General features: G+C 68.9%; 16 protein-coding genes. 9 read left to right on the top strand and 7 right to left on the bottom strand.

What is annotated here, in order from left to right; genetic code table 11:
* Nucleotides 1-47 precede the first annotated feature (47 nt).
* From BLA15945_RS06805 to BLA15945_RS06775, 7 genes are all read left to right on the top strand, one after another.
* Nucleotides 48-746 (top strand): fumarylacetoacetate hydrolase family protein, encoded by a 699-nt coding sequence (locus BLA15945_RS06805; protein ID WP_174991867.1) that lies wholly within the window; start codon nt 48-50, stop codon nt 744-746.
* Between the two features lie 24 nt (nt 747-770).
* Complete coding sequence (gene maiA / locus BLA15945_RS06800) at nt 771-1,412, top strand: maleylacetoacetate isomerase (RefSeq protein WP_059237032.1); 642 nt, start codon at nt 771-773, stop codon at nt 1,410-1,412.
* A gap of 19 nt (nt 1,413-1,431) precedes the next feature.
* Complete coding sequence (locus BLA15945_RS06795) at nt 1,432-2,640, top strand: 3-hydroxybenzoate 6-monooxygenase (protein WP_174991866.1); 1,209 nt, start codon at nt 1,432-1,434, stop codon at nt 2,638-2,640.
* Nucleotides 2,641-2,721: 81 nt separating this feature from the next.
* A complete protein-coding gene (locus tag BLA15945_RS06790; RefSeq protein WP_174991865.1) occupies nt 2,722-4,083 on the top strand; it encodes an MFS transporter in 1,362 nt (453 codons plus the stop codon).
* 102 nt (nt 4,084-4,185) lie between these two features.
* Nucleotides 4,186-4,536 (top strand): ArsR/SmtB family transcription factor, encoded by a 351-nt coding sequence (locus tag BLA15945_RS06785; protein WP_174991864.1) that lies wholly within the window; start codon nt 4,186-4,188, stop codon nt 4,534-4,536.
* On the top strand, nt 4,526-4,960 hold the full coding sequence (locus BLA15945_RS06780; RefSeq protein ID WP_174991863.1) for a YeeE/YedE family protein: 435 nt from the start codon (nt 4,526-4,528) through the stop codon (nt 4,958-4,960). Before BLA15945_RS06785 ends, BLA15945_RS06780 begins: the two co-directional genes overlap by 11 nt.
* 1 nt (nt 4,961) lies before the next feature.
* Complete coding sequence (locus BLA15945_RS06775; RefSeq protein WP_174991862.1) at nt 4,962-5,384, top strand: DUF6691 family protein; 423 nt, start codon at nt 4,962-4,964, stop codon at nt 5,382-5,384.
* Between the two features lie 168 nt (nt 5,385-5,552).
* Here the strand turns inward: BLA15945_RS06775 and BLA15945_RS06770 are convergent, their stop codons facing one another.
* Nucleotides 5,553-5,903 (bottom strand): hypothetical protein, encoded by a 351-nt coding sequence (locus tag BLA15945_RS06770; RefSeq protein WP_174991861.1) that lies wholly within the window; start codon nt 5,901-5,903, stop codon nt 5,553-5,555.
* 212 nt (nt 5,904-6,115) lie between these two features.
* On the opposite strand from BLA15945_RS06770, the gene BLA15945_RS06765 reads away from it, so the two are divergent.
* Nucleotides 6,116-7,624: an aminotransferase-like domain-containing protein gene (locus tag BLA15945_RS06765; RefSeq protein WP_407045090.1), complete on the top strand. Its 1,509-nt coding sequence runs from the start codon at nt 6,116-6,118 to the stop codon at nt 7,622-7,624.
* 81 nt (nt 7,625-7,705) lie between these two features.
* Here the strand turns inward: BLA15945_RS06765 and BLA15945_RS06760 are convergent, their stop codons facing one another.
* The 3 genes from BLA15945_RS06760 to BLA15945_RS06750 all read right to left on the bottom strand — a co-directional run bounded on the left by BLA15945_RS06760 (nt 7,706) and on the right by BLA15945_RS06750 (nt 10,915).
* Nucleotides 7,706-7,981 carry a hypothetical protein gene (locus tag BLA15945_RS06760; protein WP_059237024.1) on the bottom strand — a complete coding sequence of 92 codons (276 nt, stop codon included), beginning with the start codon at nt 7,979-7,981 and terminating at the stop codon, nt 7,706-7,708.
* A 97-nt stretch (nt 7,982-8,078) separates the two neighbouring features.
* Nucleotides 8,079-9,455: a cytochrome-c peroxidase gene (locus BLA15945_RS06755; protein WP_174991859.1), complete on the bottom strand. Its 1,377-nt coding sequence runs from the start codon at nt 9,453-9,455 to the stop codon at nt 8,079-8,081.
* Nucleotides 9,452-10,915 carry a metallophosphoesterase family protein gene (locus BLA15945_RS06750; protein WP_059237022.1) on the bottom strand — a complete coding sequence of 488 codons (1,464 nt, stop codon included), beginning with the start codon at nt 10,913-10,915 and terminating at the stop codon, nt 9,452-9,454. Before BLA15945_RS06750 ends, BLA15945_RS06755 begins: the two co-directional genes overlap by 4 nt.
* 160 nt (nt 10,916-11,075) lie before the next feature.
* Here BLA15945_RS06750 and BLA15945_RS06745 point away from each other — a divergent pair, with 160 nt between their 5' ends.
* Nucleotides 11,076-11,924: a class I SAM-dependent methyltransferase gene (locus BLA15945_RS06745; RefSeq protein ID WP_059237021.1), complete on the top strand. Its 849-nt coding sequence runs from the start codon at nt 11,076-11,078 to the stop codon at nt 11,922-11,924.
* Nucleotides 11,925-12,024: 100 nt separating this feature from the next.
* On the opposite strand, the gene BLA15945_RS06740 is transcribed toward BLA15945_RS06745, so the two are convergent.
* The 3 genes from BLA15945_RS06740 to BLA15945_RS06730 form a co-directional block, all read right to left on the bottom strand.
* Nucleotides 12,025-12,336, bottom strand: a complete 312-nt coding sequence (locus BLA15945_RS06740; protein WP_174991858.1) for a hypothetical protein — start codon at nt 12,334-12,336, stop codon at nt 12,025-12,027.
* Nucleotides 12,333-14,354 (bottom strand): BCCT family transporter, encoded by a 2,022-nt coding sequence (locus tag BLA15945_RS06735; RefSeq protein ID WP_174991857.1) that lies wholly within the window; start codon nt 14,352-14,354, stop codon nt 12,333-12,335. Before BLA15945_RS06735 ends, BLA15945_RS06740 begins: the two co-directional genes overlap by 4 nt.
* Nucleotides 14,355-14,662: 308 nt before the next feature.
* Nucleotides 14,663-15,850 carry a porin gene (locus BLA15945_RS06730; protein ID WP_174991856.1) on the bottom strand — a complete coding sequence of 396 codons (1,188 nt, stop codon included), beginning with the start codon at nt 15,848-15,850 and terminating at the stop codon, nt 14,663-14,665.
* Nucleotides 15,851-15,876 lie beyond the last annotated feature (26 nt).

The following is a 15,876-nucleotide window of genomic DNA, read 5'->3' as shown; positions in this document are numbered from 1 at the left end:
TGCCGCGGCGGCGCGCCCCTTCATTCATGTCTAAGCTGGAGCCGTTCATGACTTTCGTTTTCCCGCCCGAAGCACCCGTGGCGCTGCCTGTTGCCGGCAGCGATGCCCAATTCGCCGTGCGCCGCGTCTATTGCGTCGGCCGCAACTACGCGGCTCATGCGCGTGAAATGGGCTTCGATCCCGATCGCGAGCCGCCGTTCTTCTTCTGCAAGCCGGCCGATTCGATCGTGCCGGTCGCGTACGGCGAAACGCTCGACCTCGCGTATCCGTCGCAGACGCAGAACTATCACTACGAAGCCGAACTCGTCGCGGTGGTCGGCAAGGGCGGTTCGGACATCCCGCTCGAGCGCGCGCTCGAGCACGTGTGGGGCTATGCGGTCGGCCTCGACATGACGCGCCGCGACCTGCAGATGAAGATGCGCGAAATGGGCCGGCCGTGGGAAATCGGCAAGGCGTTCGACCGCTCGGCGCCGATCGGGCCCGTGCATCCGGCCAGCGACGTCGGTCATTTCGAGCAGGGCGGCCTGTGGCTGACGGTCAATGACGCGACGAAGCAGAAGAGCGACGTGTCGCACCTGATCTGGTCGGTTGCGGAGACGGTGGCCGACCTGTCGAAGTTCTTCCGCCTCGAACCGGGCGACGTGATCTTCACGGGTACGCCCGAAGGTGTCGGCGCGGTGGTGGCGGGCGACGTGATGAAGGTCGGCGTCGAGCGTCTCGGCGAACTGACCGTGCGCGTGGTCTGACGCGTTTCCCCGAAAGGTCACATCGTGCAACTGCATAGCTTCTTCAACAGTTCGACATCCTACCGGGTGCGCATTGCGCTCGCGCTGAAAGGGCTGCCGTACGACACGCTGCCCGTGAACATCCGCACCGGCGAGCAGCGCGACGCCGCTTACGTCGCGCAGGTGAACCCGTCAGCCGCGGTGCCGGCGCTGGTTGACGGCGATTTCCGCCTCGGCCAGTCGCTTGCGATCCTCGATTACCTCGACCGGATCCGGCCGGAACCGCGGCTGATCCCGCTCGAGCTGCGCCGCCGGGCGCGCGTACTGGAACTGGCGACGTTGATCGCGTGCGACATCCATCCGGTCAACAACCTGCGCGTGCTGCGCTATCTCGACAGCGAACTGAAGGTCACGCCGCAGCAGAAGACCGCGTGGTACCGGCACTGGATCGCGGAAGGGATGGCCGGCGTCGAGCGCCTGCTGGCCCGCGCGGACGAGGGCCCGTGGTGCTTCGGCGACACGCCGACGCTCGCCGACGTGTGTCTCGTGCCGCAGGTCGCGAACGCATTGCGGATGGATTGCGACCTGAGCGCGTTTCCGCGCAGCCTCGCGGTGTTTGAACACGCGCGGCACGAGCCGGCTTTCGAGGCCGCGCAACCGCAGCGGCAACCGGATTACGTCGCGTAACACAAAGCAGGAGACAAACATGGGTGAGACACACCACAACGGCCGGCGCGTTCTCGTGATCGGCGGCGGTATCGGCGGGCTGGCAGCGGCGCTGGCGCTCGCGCGCCAGGGTATCCGCGTGAAGCTGCTCGAACAGGCCGGGCAGATCGGCGAGATCGGCGCGGGAATCCAGCTTGCGGCGAACGCATTCAACGCGCTCGATGCGCTGGGTGTCGGTGAGGCGGCACGCGGTCGCGCGGTGTTCACCGACTGGCTGCAACTGATGGACGCGATCGATGCACGCGAAGTCGCGCGCATCGATACGGGGGCTGCGTATCGCGAACGGTTCGGCAATCCGTATGCAGTGATCCATCGCGCGGACATTCACCTGTCGATCTACGAAGCGGTCCGGGATCACCCGCTGATCGAATTCCGGACGAGCACGCAGGTGTGCGGGTTCGAGCAGGACGGCAACGGCGTGACCGTGATCGACCAGCACGGCGAGCGCTATCGCGCCGACGCGGTGATCGGTTGCGATGGCGTGAAATCCGCGATCCGTCAGGCGCTGATCGGCGATGCGCATCGCGTGACGGGCCACGTCGTGTATCGCGCGGTGGTCGACGTCGACAACATGCCGAAGGATCTGCAGATCAATGCACCGGTCGTGTGGGCCGGCCCGCATTGCCATCTGGTTCACTATCCGCTGCGCGGCGGGCAGCAGTACAACCTCGTCGTCACGTTCCACAGCCGTGAGCAGGAAACCTGGGGCGTGCGCGAGGGCAGCAAGGAAGAGGTGCTGTCGTACTTCGACGGCATTCATCCGCTGCCGAAACAGATGCTCGACCGGCCGACGTCGTGGAAACGCTGGGCGACCGCCGACCGCGATCCGGTGGAGGGCTGGAGCGCGGGCCGTGCGACGGTGCTCGGCGATGCGGCCCATCCGATGACGCAATACATCGCGCAGGGCGCATGCCAGGCGCTCGAGGACGCGGTGACGCTCGGCGCGGCCGTTGCGCAGACCGACGGTGATTTCGAGGCCGCGTTCGCGCGGTACGAACGCGTGCGGATTCCGCGTACCGCACGCGTGCTGTATTCGGCACGGGAAATGGGGCGGATCTATCACGCGAAAGGCGTCGAGCGGCAGGTGCGCAACGGGCTCTGGGTCGGCCGCACGCAGGCGCAGTTCTACGACGCGCTCGACTGGCTGCACGGCTGGCGCGCGGAGGATTGCCTGAAGACTGTCGCATAACGCATACATTCAGCCCGATTCCGGCGGCGCGCATTCCAACGACATACGACGCGCGACCGCCTTCCTGGAGGAGACACCCTTATGGCCGATACGCTGTCCATCGACGTCAGCGAATGGATCGACCGGCATCGCGTGGCGCCGTTTCAGGCCGCGATCGTCGTTCTGTGCTTTCTGATCGTCGCGATCGACGGATTCGATACCGCATCGATCGGGTTCATCGCACCCGTCATCCGTACGGAGTGGGGCCTGTCGCCCGCGCAGCTCGCCCCGGTGTTCGGCGCGGGGCTCGCCGGGCTGATGGCCGGCGCGCTCGTGTTCGGGCCGTTCGGCGACCGGTTCGGCCGCAAGCGCCTGCTGCTCGCGTGCGTCGCGTGCTTCGGCATTGCGAGTGCTGCGTCGGCAAGCGCCGGCGGCCTGACCGAGCTGATCGTGTGGCGCTTCGTGACCGGGCTCGGGCTCGGCGGCGCGATGCCGAATGCGATCACGCTGACGTCCGAATACTGTCCGGCGCGCCGCCGTTCGCTGCTCGTGACGACGATGTTCTGCGGCTTCACGATCGGTTCCGCGCTCGGCGGGCTCGCGGCCGCGTCGCTGATCGAGCACCACGGCTGGCGCGCGGTGCTCGTCGTTGGCGGCGCCGCGCCGCTGCTGCTCCTGCCGGTGCTGGCATGGCGGCTGCCGGAATCGGTGCGCTATCTCGTCAACCAGGGCGCGCCTTCCGCGCGGATCGCGGCAATGCTCGGCCGCATCGCACCGGATCCGCACCTCGTGCACGCGTCGTTCGTCGCACCGGCCGGCAAGCCGGCCGGGTCGCCGCTCGGCCGGCTGTTCGGCGCCGACCTGCTGCGCGGCACGCTGCTGCTGTGGCTGACGTTCTTCATGAGCCTGCTCGTCATCTACCTGCTGTCCAGCTGGCTGCCGACGCTGCTGCGCACGACCGGTGCAACGCTGCAGACGGCCGCGCGCGTGACCGCGATGTTCCAGGTCGGCGGCACGTTCGGCGCGATCGTCCTCGGCGGGTTGATGGACCGCTTCGATCCGCATCGCGTGCTGGCCTGCAGCTATGCGGCGGCCGGTATCTTCGTCGCGGCGATCGGCGTGTTTGCCGCGTCGCCGTCAGGCGCCGCGCTCGCGGTGTTCGCCGCCGGCTTCTGCGTGTCGGGCTCGCAGGTCGGTGCGAACGCGTTGTCGGCCGCGTTCTATCCGACCGAGTGCCGGACCACCGGCGTGAGCTGGGCCAACGGGATCGGCCGCGGCGGCTCGGTGGTCGGATCGATGGCGGGCGGTGCGATGCTCGCGATGGGCGTACCGCTGTCGACCGCGTTTGCCGTCGTGGCGGTGCCGTGCGTGATCGCGGCGGTCGCGGTGCTGGCGCTCGGGAGGGTTCGCGCCGATGCGGCGCGGGCGTCGGGCGTCGACGGGATCGCGGGCGAGCAGGCCTGAGCGAAGGAGGGGACAAGGCCGGGTTGCCGGTGAACGAGCGGCAGGGTGCAATATTATATAAAACGATATAATATCAATTCGTTAATTGATTTTTTTGCTCCGATGAATGCCGTGCTTCCCGCCGGGCCGCCCCGGCCCGATCAAATGCGCGCTGCCGCCGAATCGGCCTGCGCGCTCCTCAAGGTGCTGTCGAATCCCGACCGGCTGCTGCTGCTGTGCGAACTGTCGCAGGGCGAGCGTTGCGTCAGCGATCTCGAGGCACGGCTCGACATTCGTCAGCCGACACTGTCGCAGCAGCTCGGCGTGTTGCGGGACAACGCGCTGGTCCGTACGCGCCGCGAGGGCAAGGCCATCCACTATTCGCTCGACAGTCCGGCCGCGATCGCGGTGATGGGCGTGCTGTATGAACAGTTCTGCGGCCCGGCCGCGAAGGAGAAGCGCGATGCAGATTGACGCACTTCACTTCACGCCGTGGCTGTCGCTGGCGGGCGGCGTGTTGATCGGGTTCGCGGCCGCGTGGCTCGTCGCGTTCAACGGCCGGATTGCCGGCATCAGCGGGATCGTCGGCGGCCTGCTGACGGCGGGTGGCGGGGAGCGCGACTGGCGCATGGCGTTCGTCGGCGGGATGATCGTCGCGCCGGTCCTGATGCGCGTTGCCGGAGCCGGTCTGACGCCGCAGGTGGACGCAAGCTGGTTCGAATTGCTGGCGGCCGGTCTGCTGGTCGGGATCGGCACGCGGTACGCGGGCGGTTGCACGAGCGGCCACGGTGTATGCGGGATGTCGCGCGGTGCGCTGCGCTCGGTGGTCGCGACGGCGACCTTCATGGTCGCGGGTTTCGTGACCGTCTTCGTGCGGCTGCACGTGCCGGGAGGCTGACATGCAGGCAGGATGCGCGTTTCTGGCGGGGCTGCTGTTCGGCGTCGGCCTCATCGTGTCGGGCATGGCCAATCCGCAGAAGGTGCTCGGCTTTCTGGACCTGGCCGGCCATTGGGATCCGTCGCTTGCGTTCGTGATGGCGGGTGCGACAGGTGTGGCGGTATTCGCGTTCGCGTGGGCAAAGCGCCGGACACGGTCATGGCTCGGCCTGCCGATGCAGTTGCCGGCGTTGCGCGCGATTACCGTGCGCCTCGTCGCAGGCAGTGCGGTGTTCGGCATCGGCTGGGGAATTGCCGGGTTCTGTCCGGGACCCGCGATCGTGTCGATCGGCTTCGGGTCGGCCAAGGGGATCGGGTTCGTCGCAGCGATGCTGGTGGGGATGGCCGTATTCGAGTGGATCGAGCGTCGCCGGAGCGCACGGTGAGGCGGTGACCGCCGCGATGCCGGGAAGGCTGCGGCGGTCGAATGGTGGGCGATGGGGACGCTCCGGTGAGGGTGGCCGGCAAAGCGTGCGTTCGCCGGTTGCAGTGACAATGGGGGAGGTGCGCGGTGCGACGCGGCAAGTCGCGGCAAGTCGCGGCAAGTCGCGATGTCAGGAATGCTCGCGCACATGAATGCCGCCGCGCACTCGCCCGGACAGCCGGCGCAGGATGCGTCGCCACGCCGCGCGCATGCCGTTCCGGCCCGCAGGTTCCACGACCGTTGTACGGACCGCGCCGGCGTTGCCAGCCGACAGCGCCGCGTGACCGGCCGTCTCGAACGTCAGGCATTCGCCTTCGTCGAGTTCGCGGCGTATGTATTGCGGCGCGTCGGGCAGCCAGTCGAGCGCGCGGTGACGCAGCGTGACCGCGAGTGCGCCGTCCAGCACGATCACCTGGCTACCCTTGTCGAACCACGCAAAGTGGCTTTGCCCGGCGTCGAGCCGGATGTGTTGCGTTCGCATCGCGATTCCTTTTCCCGGTGGCCCCGGTTGCGCGGCCTCGTGACGGCGAGGCGCTGGCGTGCAATCAGGTTAGGGAAACGGGCACAGGCACGACAGATTCAGGGGACGGGAATCTGTTGCGGTGCAGGCAGCGATTTCGAGCGGCTGTATCGGTGGGTTTTCCCCGAATCTGTATCTGGCGAGCGCCTGGGCGAGCGGGCACGATGATCCGCATGACGCCTTTCGCCGACGTATCCCGCACGCCTTTCGCCGACGTATCCCGCACGCCTTTGCCGCTGGACGGCGAGCCGCTTTACGAACGGCTCGCCGAACATTACCGCCGGATCATCGCGGCCGGCACGCTGTCGCCCGGCGACCGGATGCCGTCGGTGCGCGCGTTCATGGCGCAGCACGGCGTGAGCCTGTCGACCGCGATCCAGACATTCAGGCGGCTCGAGGATACGGGCTGGTGCGAGGCGAAGCCGCGCTCCGGTTACTTCGTGCGCCGCCGCGCGGCGGCCGCGCTTGCAACACTGCCGGAAAGCGACGGGCCGCCGCTGAGCGTCGAGCCGCCGTTCGCGGGGCTGCACGAGCGCGTGTCGCGCGTGATCGACCGCGCGAATGCGGCGACCGATGCATTGAATCTCGGCGGCGCGTCCGCGCTCGCCACGCTGTATCCGGCCGAGCGCCTGCAGACGCTGGCGATCCGGCTGCTGCGGCGCAAGCCCACGTTGCTGACCGATGCGGGGCCGGTCGGCGGTTCGCCCGAATTCCGGCAGACGATGGCCAAACGCGCGCTGTCTTATGGCGTGACGGTGACGCCGGACGACGTGATGTCGACGAGCGGCGGCGTCGATGCCGTGAATCTCGCGTTGCGTGCGGTGGCGCGCCCCGGCGACACGATCGCGATCGAATCGCCGGCCTTCTTCGGGCTGATCCAGTTGCTCGAAAGCCTCGGCCTGCGTGCACTCGAAATCCCGGCGAGCCCGACGGCCGGCCTGTCGATCGAGGCGCTCGAAGTGGCGCTGGCCGCGTATCCGGACATTCGGGCCGTGGTGGTCGTGCCGAACCTGCAGAACCCGCTCGGCTGCGTGATGCCCGACGAGCGCAAGGCGGGGCTTGTCGCGCTCTGTTCGCGCCACGGTGTGGCCGTGATCGAGGACGAGCCGTATCGCGAGCTCGTCGAGGCGCCGCAGGCGGTCAAGCCGGTCAAGGCATGGGACCGCGACGGCACGGTGATCTACTGCCCGTCGTTCAACAAGGTGCTGGCCCCCGGGATGCGGCTCGGCTGGATGACTGCGGGCCGCTGGCAGGCGCGTGTGAGGATGCTGAAGTTCGCGCACAGCCGGCACAACGCCGCATTGCTGCAGGCCGTTGCGGCCGAATTCGTCGGCTCGGGCGCGTTCGACCGCCACCTGCACCGGTTCCGCGAACAGTTGCGCGTGCAGCGCGACGTGACGATCGACGCGATAGCGCGGCATTTCCCCGCCGGCACGCGGATGAACCAGCCGCCGGGCGGAATGCTGCTGTGGATCGCATTGCCGGACGGCGTGCGCTCCGATGCGCTGTTCGACGCCGCACTGGCGCACGGAATCAGGATCGCGCCCGGGTCGATCTTCTCGAATTCCGACCGCTTCGACGGCTATATCCGGCTCGCTTGCACGCGCGTGTTCGATGTGGCGCACGAAGCGGCATTCGAAACGCTCGGCCGCCTCGTACGGGAAGCCAAGGCGGCTGCGTAAGCGTGGCGGCGACGAGCCGGGCTTGCGAATAGGCGAGCGCCCCGGCTTGCCAAGGCACCGACGCGACAAGCCGTCGCCATTTCATCGGCTGGCCGAGTGCGACGCGAGATGCTGGCGGATCAGCGACAGGTAACGATCGCCTACCGAGAAATCGCGTGCGGCGCGCGGCCGGGCCGCCGGACGCAGCGTGGCCGGCGCGCTCATGCCCAGATACCGGCAGACGGCAGACGGAAAGGGCTTGCGTGTATGCCCGAGCTGACGCGCCGCGCGTTCGACGCGGGCATCGCCGACCTGGGAACGCAGCCACGCCAGCACTTGGCGATCGGTGTCGTTGACGATACGGACCAGATGTTCCATCGCGCACCTCACTGTTCATAAATACAGTACTGTAAATATAACCAGTGTTTTCGCTGTCCGCAAGCGGGTGCGCATCCGGCTGGCCGTTCGGCCAGGGTCAGCGTGCCGGCGCGGCGGTCCGGGCGAGGCGGGCAGCAGGGGCCGCGACCCCCGTATAGCGCGCGTCGGTCAGCGTGCCGAGGAATGCGACGATGTCGTCGATTTCCGCGTCGGTCAGCGCGGGCGGCGTGCCGGGCCGGCGGTTCATCGGCGTCGAGTTGACGTTGATGTTGCCGCGATAGGCGGCGGGCACGTCGTCGAACGTTTTGGCGCCGTGATACCAGAAGCCGGGGTCGGTCGAACGCGTGTTGTAGAACGCGACCGCGTCGCGCAGCGTCGTGAACACGCCGTTGTGCATGAACGTCTGCTTGACCGCGACGTTGCGCAGCCCCGGCGTGCGCAGGTAGCCGCACCATTGCGTCGGTTCGGGCCAGCGCAGCCGCCGCGCGGTGTCGCACAGCCCGTTGTCGAAATGGCGCGGATCGCGGTTCGCCGGCAGCGCGCGGTTGCGCGGCACCGCGATCGCGTCGTATCCGAAATCGGTGAACAGCGAGCGCTCCGGGCGGCTCGATGTCTCCGACAGCGTGTGGCAAGTCATGCAATTGCCCTTGTCCGGATTCCGGAACAGCGCGAGGCCGCGCATCTCGGCCGGCGCGAGCGGCTTGCGCGTGCGCAGGAATGCGTCGAAGCGCGACGTGAACGGCGCCATCTCGTCGCTCTGCAGATACGCCTCGACAGCCGAACCCAGTGCGCGTACCAGTTGCTCGGGATCGCGCCGCACCGGCGCGCCGAAGCGCGCGGCGAGATCGGGCGCGAGTTCGGTCGCGTTGACCTTGCGCAGCAGCGCGGCCGGCGACCGGTTGTTCATCTCGTCCGGATCGAACAGCGGCCCGCGGATCTGCTCGGCGAGCGTATCCGCGCGGCCGTCGATGAACAGCCCGCCGAACGGCGACGGCGCGGGCGCATCGTCGTCCTGGTAGAAGTGGCGGCGCGGCACGTAGCGCACGTAGAGCAGCGACGGTGCATTGCGCTGGCTGAAGCGCCCGGGCCGGCTGCCTTCCGGCACGCCGGGCCCCGCGAGCGAGGCCGCCGACAGCGTCGGCGCGAACGCGCGGCCGGGATCGTGGCAGCTCGCGCACGACATGCCGCGCGGCTCGGACAGCCGCGGATCGAAGAAGATCCGGCGGCCGAGCGCGACGAGCGTCGGGTCGGGCGCGAAGCGCGCGGTGGCCGCGTCGATCTTGCCCGTCACCTGCGGCGTGCCGTTGCCGATCGTGTCGACGACCCGCGACGGCGGTGCGCCGGGAAGCAGCACCGTTTCGGCCGGCGCGGCGTGGGCCGCGAGCGTCAGGCCGGCGAGCACGGTTGCGGCAAGCGCGTACCGCTTTTGCCGGCCGCGTACCCCGCGGCCGTCACATCGGACTGCTTCACTCACGGTGCGATGAACCCCGTCTTGTCGCAGGCGAGCGTCGTGCCCGACTGGTTGCACGACGCGAGCAGCTTGCCGGCCGCCGAATACGCACGGTATACCCAGCCCGTTGCCGGCGCTGCGCTGCGTTCCATGATCAGGAACCCGAAGCTGTTGTTGTGCGACAGCCGATCGATCACTGCGCCCGGTGCGGGCGTCAGGCCGGCCGGGAACGGGTCGGGCAGCGCAACGTCGAGGTTGTCGCCGCCGTTGCCGGACACGATCGTCGCCGGGTGCCCGGACGAGAAGTTGATCGCCTGGAAATCGTGCACGTGACCGTGCAGCGCGACATGCACGCCCGGCGGGTAGTATGCCTGCGCGTTGAGGCTCGACATGACCGATTGCAGCGCGAGGTTGCCCGGCGCGGGCGTGCTGCCCGCGATCGGCGCGAACGCGAGGATCGGATGATGGTTCGTGAAGATCGTCGTCGTCATGCCGGCCTTCGACGCGAGCGATGCGACCGTCTGGAACTGCTTCTGGTAGATGCCGAATTGCGCGTCGGTCGTCTTGAGCGGCGTGCGGCCGACCTTCGCGGTATCGAACACGATCACCTGCGAGCCGCCGCCGAGCGACACCGCATAGGGTTCCGAATAGTTCGCGTTGTTGTCGTTGGCCGGATCGTCGCACGAGCGGGCCGCCGAATACGGGCGCGGATCGAGGAAGCGGAACCAGCCCTGGCCCGCGCGCGCGCATTCCTCGTGGTTGCCGCGCACGACGACCCACGGGGCCTTCGCGAGCAGCGGCGCGGCCGGGCGGAACAGGTCGGCCTGCCACGTATCCCAGCCATAGCCCCACGGGCTGTCCTTGCAGCCGGCGATGTCCGGCGGGCACGCGTTCTCGCGATAGTGGTAGTCGCCGATGTGCAGCACGAGATCGGGCGACAGCTTCGCGACGCTGGCCGCGATCGTGGCCAGCGGCCAGACCGATGCGTCATTGCACGCCTGCCATGCGTTGTCGGCCTTCTTCATCCGGCAGCCCGTGTCGGCGATGATCGCGACGCGTTGCGGCTGCGCTTTCGGCAGCGGCAGCGTGCGGCCCGCGACGCTTGCGGCCTGCGCGCCGGCCGGCAGTGTCGTTTCGCACACGGAGACCGGGAAGCTGGACGGTTTCGAATCGGCCGGATCGCTGGCGGTCGGCCGCTGGGCGACGGTCGCGGCGCCTGCGCGCAGCGCCATGCGCGACAGCTTGCCGTCGACGGTCAACTGCGGGCACAGCGGATCGCTGGCCGACGCGGGCGTGTAGTTCGTGATGACGCGCGCGATCGCCTGGTTCGCGTCGCCGATTTCGACCCATGCGGCCTGGACGTTGACCGATGCGCTGGCCGGATCGTCCGGCGTATCGATGTGATTCGAGCACGCGGACAGCGCGGCGAGGGCAACAAGGGGAGCGCAGCGCATGAGCAGCGTGCGCGTGAGGAGTCGTCGCATGGGAGGCACCGTAGGAAAGTCGTCAACGATACGCAGCGTGAATGTAAGAAATGTGAAAAGCGGGGCGCGACGGCGGGCGCAACCCGGCCGGCCTTGACCTCAAGCCGGCTTGAAGCAGCACAGTGCGGTTCATCAACCATGAACCAGAAGGAGATCGACGATGGAAACCAACCGGCCCAACGCAGCGCAATCCGCGTTGTGGAACGGCCCGTCGGGGCGCGCATGGGTCGATGCGCAGGCGCCGATGGACCGGATGTTCGAACCGTTCGAGACGCTGCTCGCCGATGCAGCGGCCGCGTCGTCGGCCCGCAGCGTGCTCGACGTCGGCTGCGGCACGGGCGCCGTCACGCTCGCGGTCGCACGGCGGCTGGGGGCGAACGCGCGCTGCACGGGCATCGATATCTCGGCGCGGATGATCGACGCCGCGCGGGGGCGCGCCGGACGCAGCGGCCTGGACGCCCGTTTCGTGTGTGCGGACGTGCAGACGCATGCGTTCGAGCCCGCGAGCGTCGACCTGATCGTGTCGCGCCTTGGCGTGATGTTCTTCGACGATCCGGTCCGCGCATTCGCGAACCTGCGGCATGCGGCGCGGCCGGGCGCGCGGATGCAGTTCGTCGCGTGGCGCGGGCCGGCCGACAACCCGTTCATGACGACGGCCGAGCGGGTGGCCGCGCCGTTGCTGCCGAACCTGCCCGCCCGGCAGCCCGGCGCGCCGGGCCAGTTCGCGTTCGGCGACCGGCAGCGGATCGCGTCGGTGCTGTCGGACAGCGGCTGGACCGGCATTGTGATCGAACCGGTCGACAGGGCGTGTGCGCTGCCTGAGGCCGCGCTGGACGACTACATTGCGCGGCTGGGCCCGGTGGGCCTTGCGCTGCTGGAGACGGACGAAGCGACGCGGCGGCGCGTGGTCGATGCGGTGCGTGCGGCGTTCGAGCAATACGTGCACGGCGCCGAGGTGCGCTTCGACGCGGCGTGCTGGCTCGTGACGGCGCGCGCGCCGTCCGCATGACGTAGTGCGGCAGAGAAGCGGATCGGGGAAGGCGCGGCTGCCGGTTCGCCGCGCGCGTTGCCGTTCGCGCGTGACGAAGCGGGGCCGTGCGGTGCGCGCGTCAGCGTTTCCGCGCGCGCAGCATCAGCCAGGCGCAACCGCCGGCAACCAGCGCGAGACCGAGCAGGACGGCCTCGGCGCCGAGCGCGAAGCCGGGCGGCATGTCGCCGCTGTCCGGCACTGGCGACAGGTTGCCGCCCATCGCGATGGCGCCGCCGGCGAGCAGCGCCGCGCAGGCGATCCAGTAGATCTTGCCGCGCGGCGCCGCGGCCCGGATTCGCCACAGCGCGATGCCGGAGCCGCCGAGGTAGAGCACGGCGAGCGTGCCGAGCGCGATGACGTCGGACGCGCGGCTTTGCAGGAACCCGTTCATTCGGCCTCCGTGGCATGTCCCGGCGCGCGGCTCAGCAGATGCGTGCGTTTGTCGGCCGCGAGCGACACGTAGCGTTCGTACTGGCGCAGCACGTCGGCGATCACCTCGTCGCCGCGCAGGTATTCGACGTCGTAGCCGAGCCGGCCGTCCTCGAAGAACGTGACGATCCCGTATACGTGCTCGCGTGCCGGATCCGGCTCGGCCGCCTCGCGCACCAGGAAAGCGGCCGCGGATTTCACGGTCACGCGCACGCCGTACACGAAGTCGCGATGCTCGGCGGTCGGCACGGTGAGCCGCACCGCATCGTCGCTGTCGCGCTGCACGTGCGCATCGACGCCGCTCGCGCGCAGTTCGTCGGCGACCTTGCGCAGCGCGGGCTCGACCGTTTCCGCGACGAACTGGCGCGCCTCGGCTTCGGTCGTCTGCCGCAGGATGTGCGTGAGGCGATGGCGCCAGTGCTGGCCGGTCCAGAAGCTCGTCGCGGGCGCGACGTCCTGCGAATAGTGCGCGCGGTCGGCGGCAAGTCCACGCCATAACCCGTAGCACAGCGCGATCATGATGATCGCGACCGGCAGCGCGGCGATCAGCGTCATCGCCTGCAGCGCGCCGAGGCCGCCCGCGACGAGCAGCACCGCGGCGGTCACGCCGAGCAGCGCGGCCCAGAACAGCCGCTGCCACACGGGCGAATGCGGGTTGCCGCGCGTCGCGATCTGGTCGATCACGAATGCGCCCGAATCGGCGGACGTGACGAAGAACACCGCGATCAGCACGATCGCGGCGATCGACAGCAGTTGCGGGAACGGCAGGAAATCGAAGAAGCGGAACAGCAGCGCGTCGACGTTGGTGGCCGTTTGCGCGAGCGCGCCGGCCGCGCCGTGCGTGTCGAGCCAGATCGCGCTGTTGCCGAACACGGTCATCCACACTAGGTTGAACGCGGTCGGCACGAGCAGCACGCCGATCACGAACTGGCGGATCGTGCGGCCGCGCGAAATGCGTGCGATGAACATGCCGACGAACGGCGACCACGACACCCACCACGCCCAGTAGAGGATCGTCCAGCCGCCGAACCAGCCTTCCTCGCGCGGCGGTGCGTACGCATACGTGCGGAACGACAGGTCGACGAGGCTCGACAGGTACTGGCCGATGTTGTCGCCGAGCGCGCGCAGCAGGAACGCCGTCGGGCCGGCGACCACCACGAAGGCGAGCAGCAGGAACGCAAGCAGCAGGTTCAGCTCGGACAGCCGGCGCACGCCCTTGTCGAGGCCGGTCGCGGCCGACACGCCCGCGAGGATCACGACGATTGCGACGAGCCCGATGCGGAACAGGTTGCTGCCGGTATCCCAGCCGCCGACCGTATGCAGGCCCGCGCTCAGCTGCATCACGCCGTAGCCGAGCGTCGTCGCGATGCCGGCGACCGTGCCGACCAGCGCGAACGCGTCGACCGTGTGGCCGATCCAGCCGTTGATGCGCTCGCGCAGCACCGGATACAACCCCGAGCGCAGCGTCAGCGGCAGGTTGTAGCGAAAGCCGAAATACGCGAGCACGAGCCCCATCAGCCCGTAGATTGCCCACGCATGGAAACCCCAGTGGAAGAAGGTCATCAGCATCGCCTCGCGCGCGGCGGCGGGCGTGCCGGGATCGACGGTCGGCGGCTTCAGGAAATGCTGCATCGGCTCGCCGACGCCGAAGTACATGAGGCCGATGCCCATGCCGGCCGCGAACAGCATGGCCGTCCACGACACGAAGCTGAATTCGGGCTCGGCATCGTCGGGGCCGAGGCGGATGTTGCCGAAGTCGCTTGCGGCGATCAGCACGAGAAACACGAGGAAGCCGGTGACGGCGAGCACGTAGAACCAGTCGAAGCGTGCGATGACCCATTGCTGGCCGGCGGCGAACAGCGCGCCGGCTTCGCTCGGGCGCAGCGCGCACACGACGAGCAGCGCGCCGATGACCGCGAGCGCGGGCAGGACGACCTGCGGCTTGAAGGTCGTGCGGGGCGAGGGGCGGGAATCTGGCATGGCGGGCATCCAGTTGTGGGCGCAACGAGGCGCGACGCCGCCCGGCGCGCGCGTCGCGCGTCGGACCCTGATACGGCGTGCGTCGAGTGTACCGCGGTGTCAGGACTGCAAGAAGGGGCATGCAGAAGGGATGAACCTGACGAATTGTAAGGTATCGGGGCGATCGGGAAAACCCGGGCGATTCGCCGGGTGGGCCGGCGGGACGCGGAAGACGTCGTGGCGGACGGACATCGGGCGCCCGGACGGCGCGCGCGGAACGCGCATCGTCCGGGGCATGGGCTGCGCGCCGAAGGCGCTGCGGGGCGGGTTCAGAACGTGACGGCGATGCCGGCCATGCCGACGAACTGGCCGTGCGTCGTCGACGGCGTGAGCTGCTGCGAATCGCCGACGATCGGCGCGGCGTCGATGACGTGGCCGGCGCCTTGCGCGCCGAGCGTCTGGCCGCTCGAATGCGTGTACGCCTGCAGCGCGTAGAGCGTCGTGCGCTTCGACAGGCTGTACGACTCCTTCAGCGAATACTGCTGGTAGCGGGCCGCGTTCGCGACGCCGTTCGCCCTCGACGCCAGCGTGTACGCGAATGCGCCGGCCACCGAGAACGCCGGCGTGAAGCGGTATGCGGCAAGCGCGCCGTAGGTGTTGAACACGGCCGTGTCGGTGAACGCGGAGCCGTTGCCGGGCAGGTACTTCACGTTCGAATAGTTGAGACCCATCGTCAGGTCGCCGAGCGTGTAGTTGCCGGCTGCCGCGACCTGCTCGACGGCTTTCGCGGTCAGGTAGCCCTGGTTCAGCACGGACACCGCGAAGCTGCCCGACGGTGCGGTGGCCGGATTCAGGAAGCCCGCGGACGAGCCCGAACTGTTGATCCGCAGGTAGCCGGCCGCGATCCCGATCGGCCCGTTCGCGTAGCGCAGCGCGGCGCTGAACGTGTTGCCCTTGCCGGTCGCGCCGGCGATGCCGCCGAATGCGTACATCGCGCTCGCGGTCAGCCCGGCGAAGGTCGGCGACGTATAGGTGACCGAGTTGTTCACGCGGATCGTCGTGTCGAGGCCGTCGATGTCGCCAGGATGCGCGCCCGTCGCGCCGGTCAGCCAGCTGCTCGACGCGTACGGGCCGACGAACAGGAAGTAGGGCGTGTACTGGCGGCCGGCCGTCATCGTGCCGTAGCGATCGTTGCGCAGGCCGACGAAGGCCTGGCGGTTGAACATCGTGCCGGCGGCGGCCTGCGCACCCGTGTTCAGGTTGAAGCCGGACTGCAGGTCGAAGATCGCGTGCGTGCCGCCGCCGAGATCTTCGTCGCCGCGCAGCCCGAACTTCGACGCGTACAGGTTGCCGTCGCGCATGTAGAGGTTCGAATGGCCCTGCTGGTTGTTCACGTACGCGAGCGAATCGTCGACGACGCCGTACAGCGTCACGCTGCTCTGCGCGTGGGCGGCGGTCGCGCTGAGCGATGCGGCCGATAAAATCAGGATTGCATAACGGTTGACGGGTGCTTTCATGGTCGATCTCCGGGGCTCATCATCTT

The organism is Burkholderia arboris, assembly GCF_902499125.1.
GTDB classification, from domain to species: Bacteria; Pseudomonadota; Gammaproteobacteria; order Burkholderiales; family Burkholderiaceae; genus Burkholderia; species Burkholderia arboris.
The sequence above is the reverse complement of the archived record's forward strand: the minus strand, read 5'-3'. Positions and strand labels throughout refer to the sequence as shown.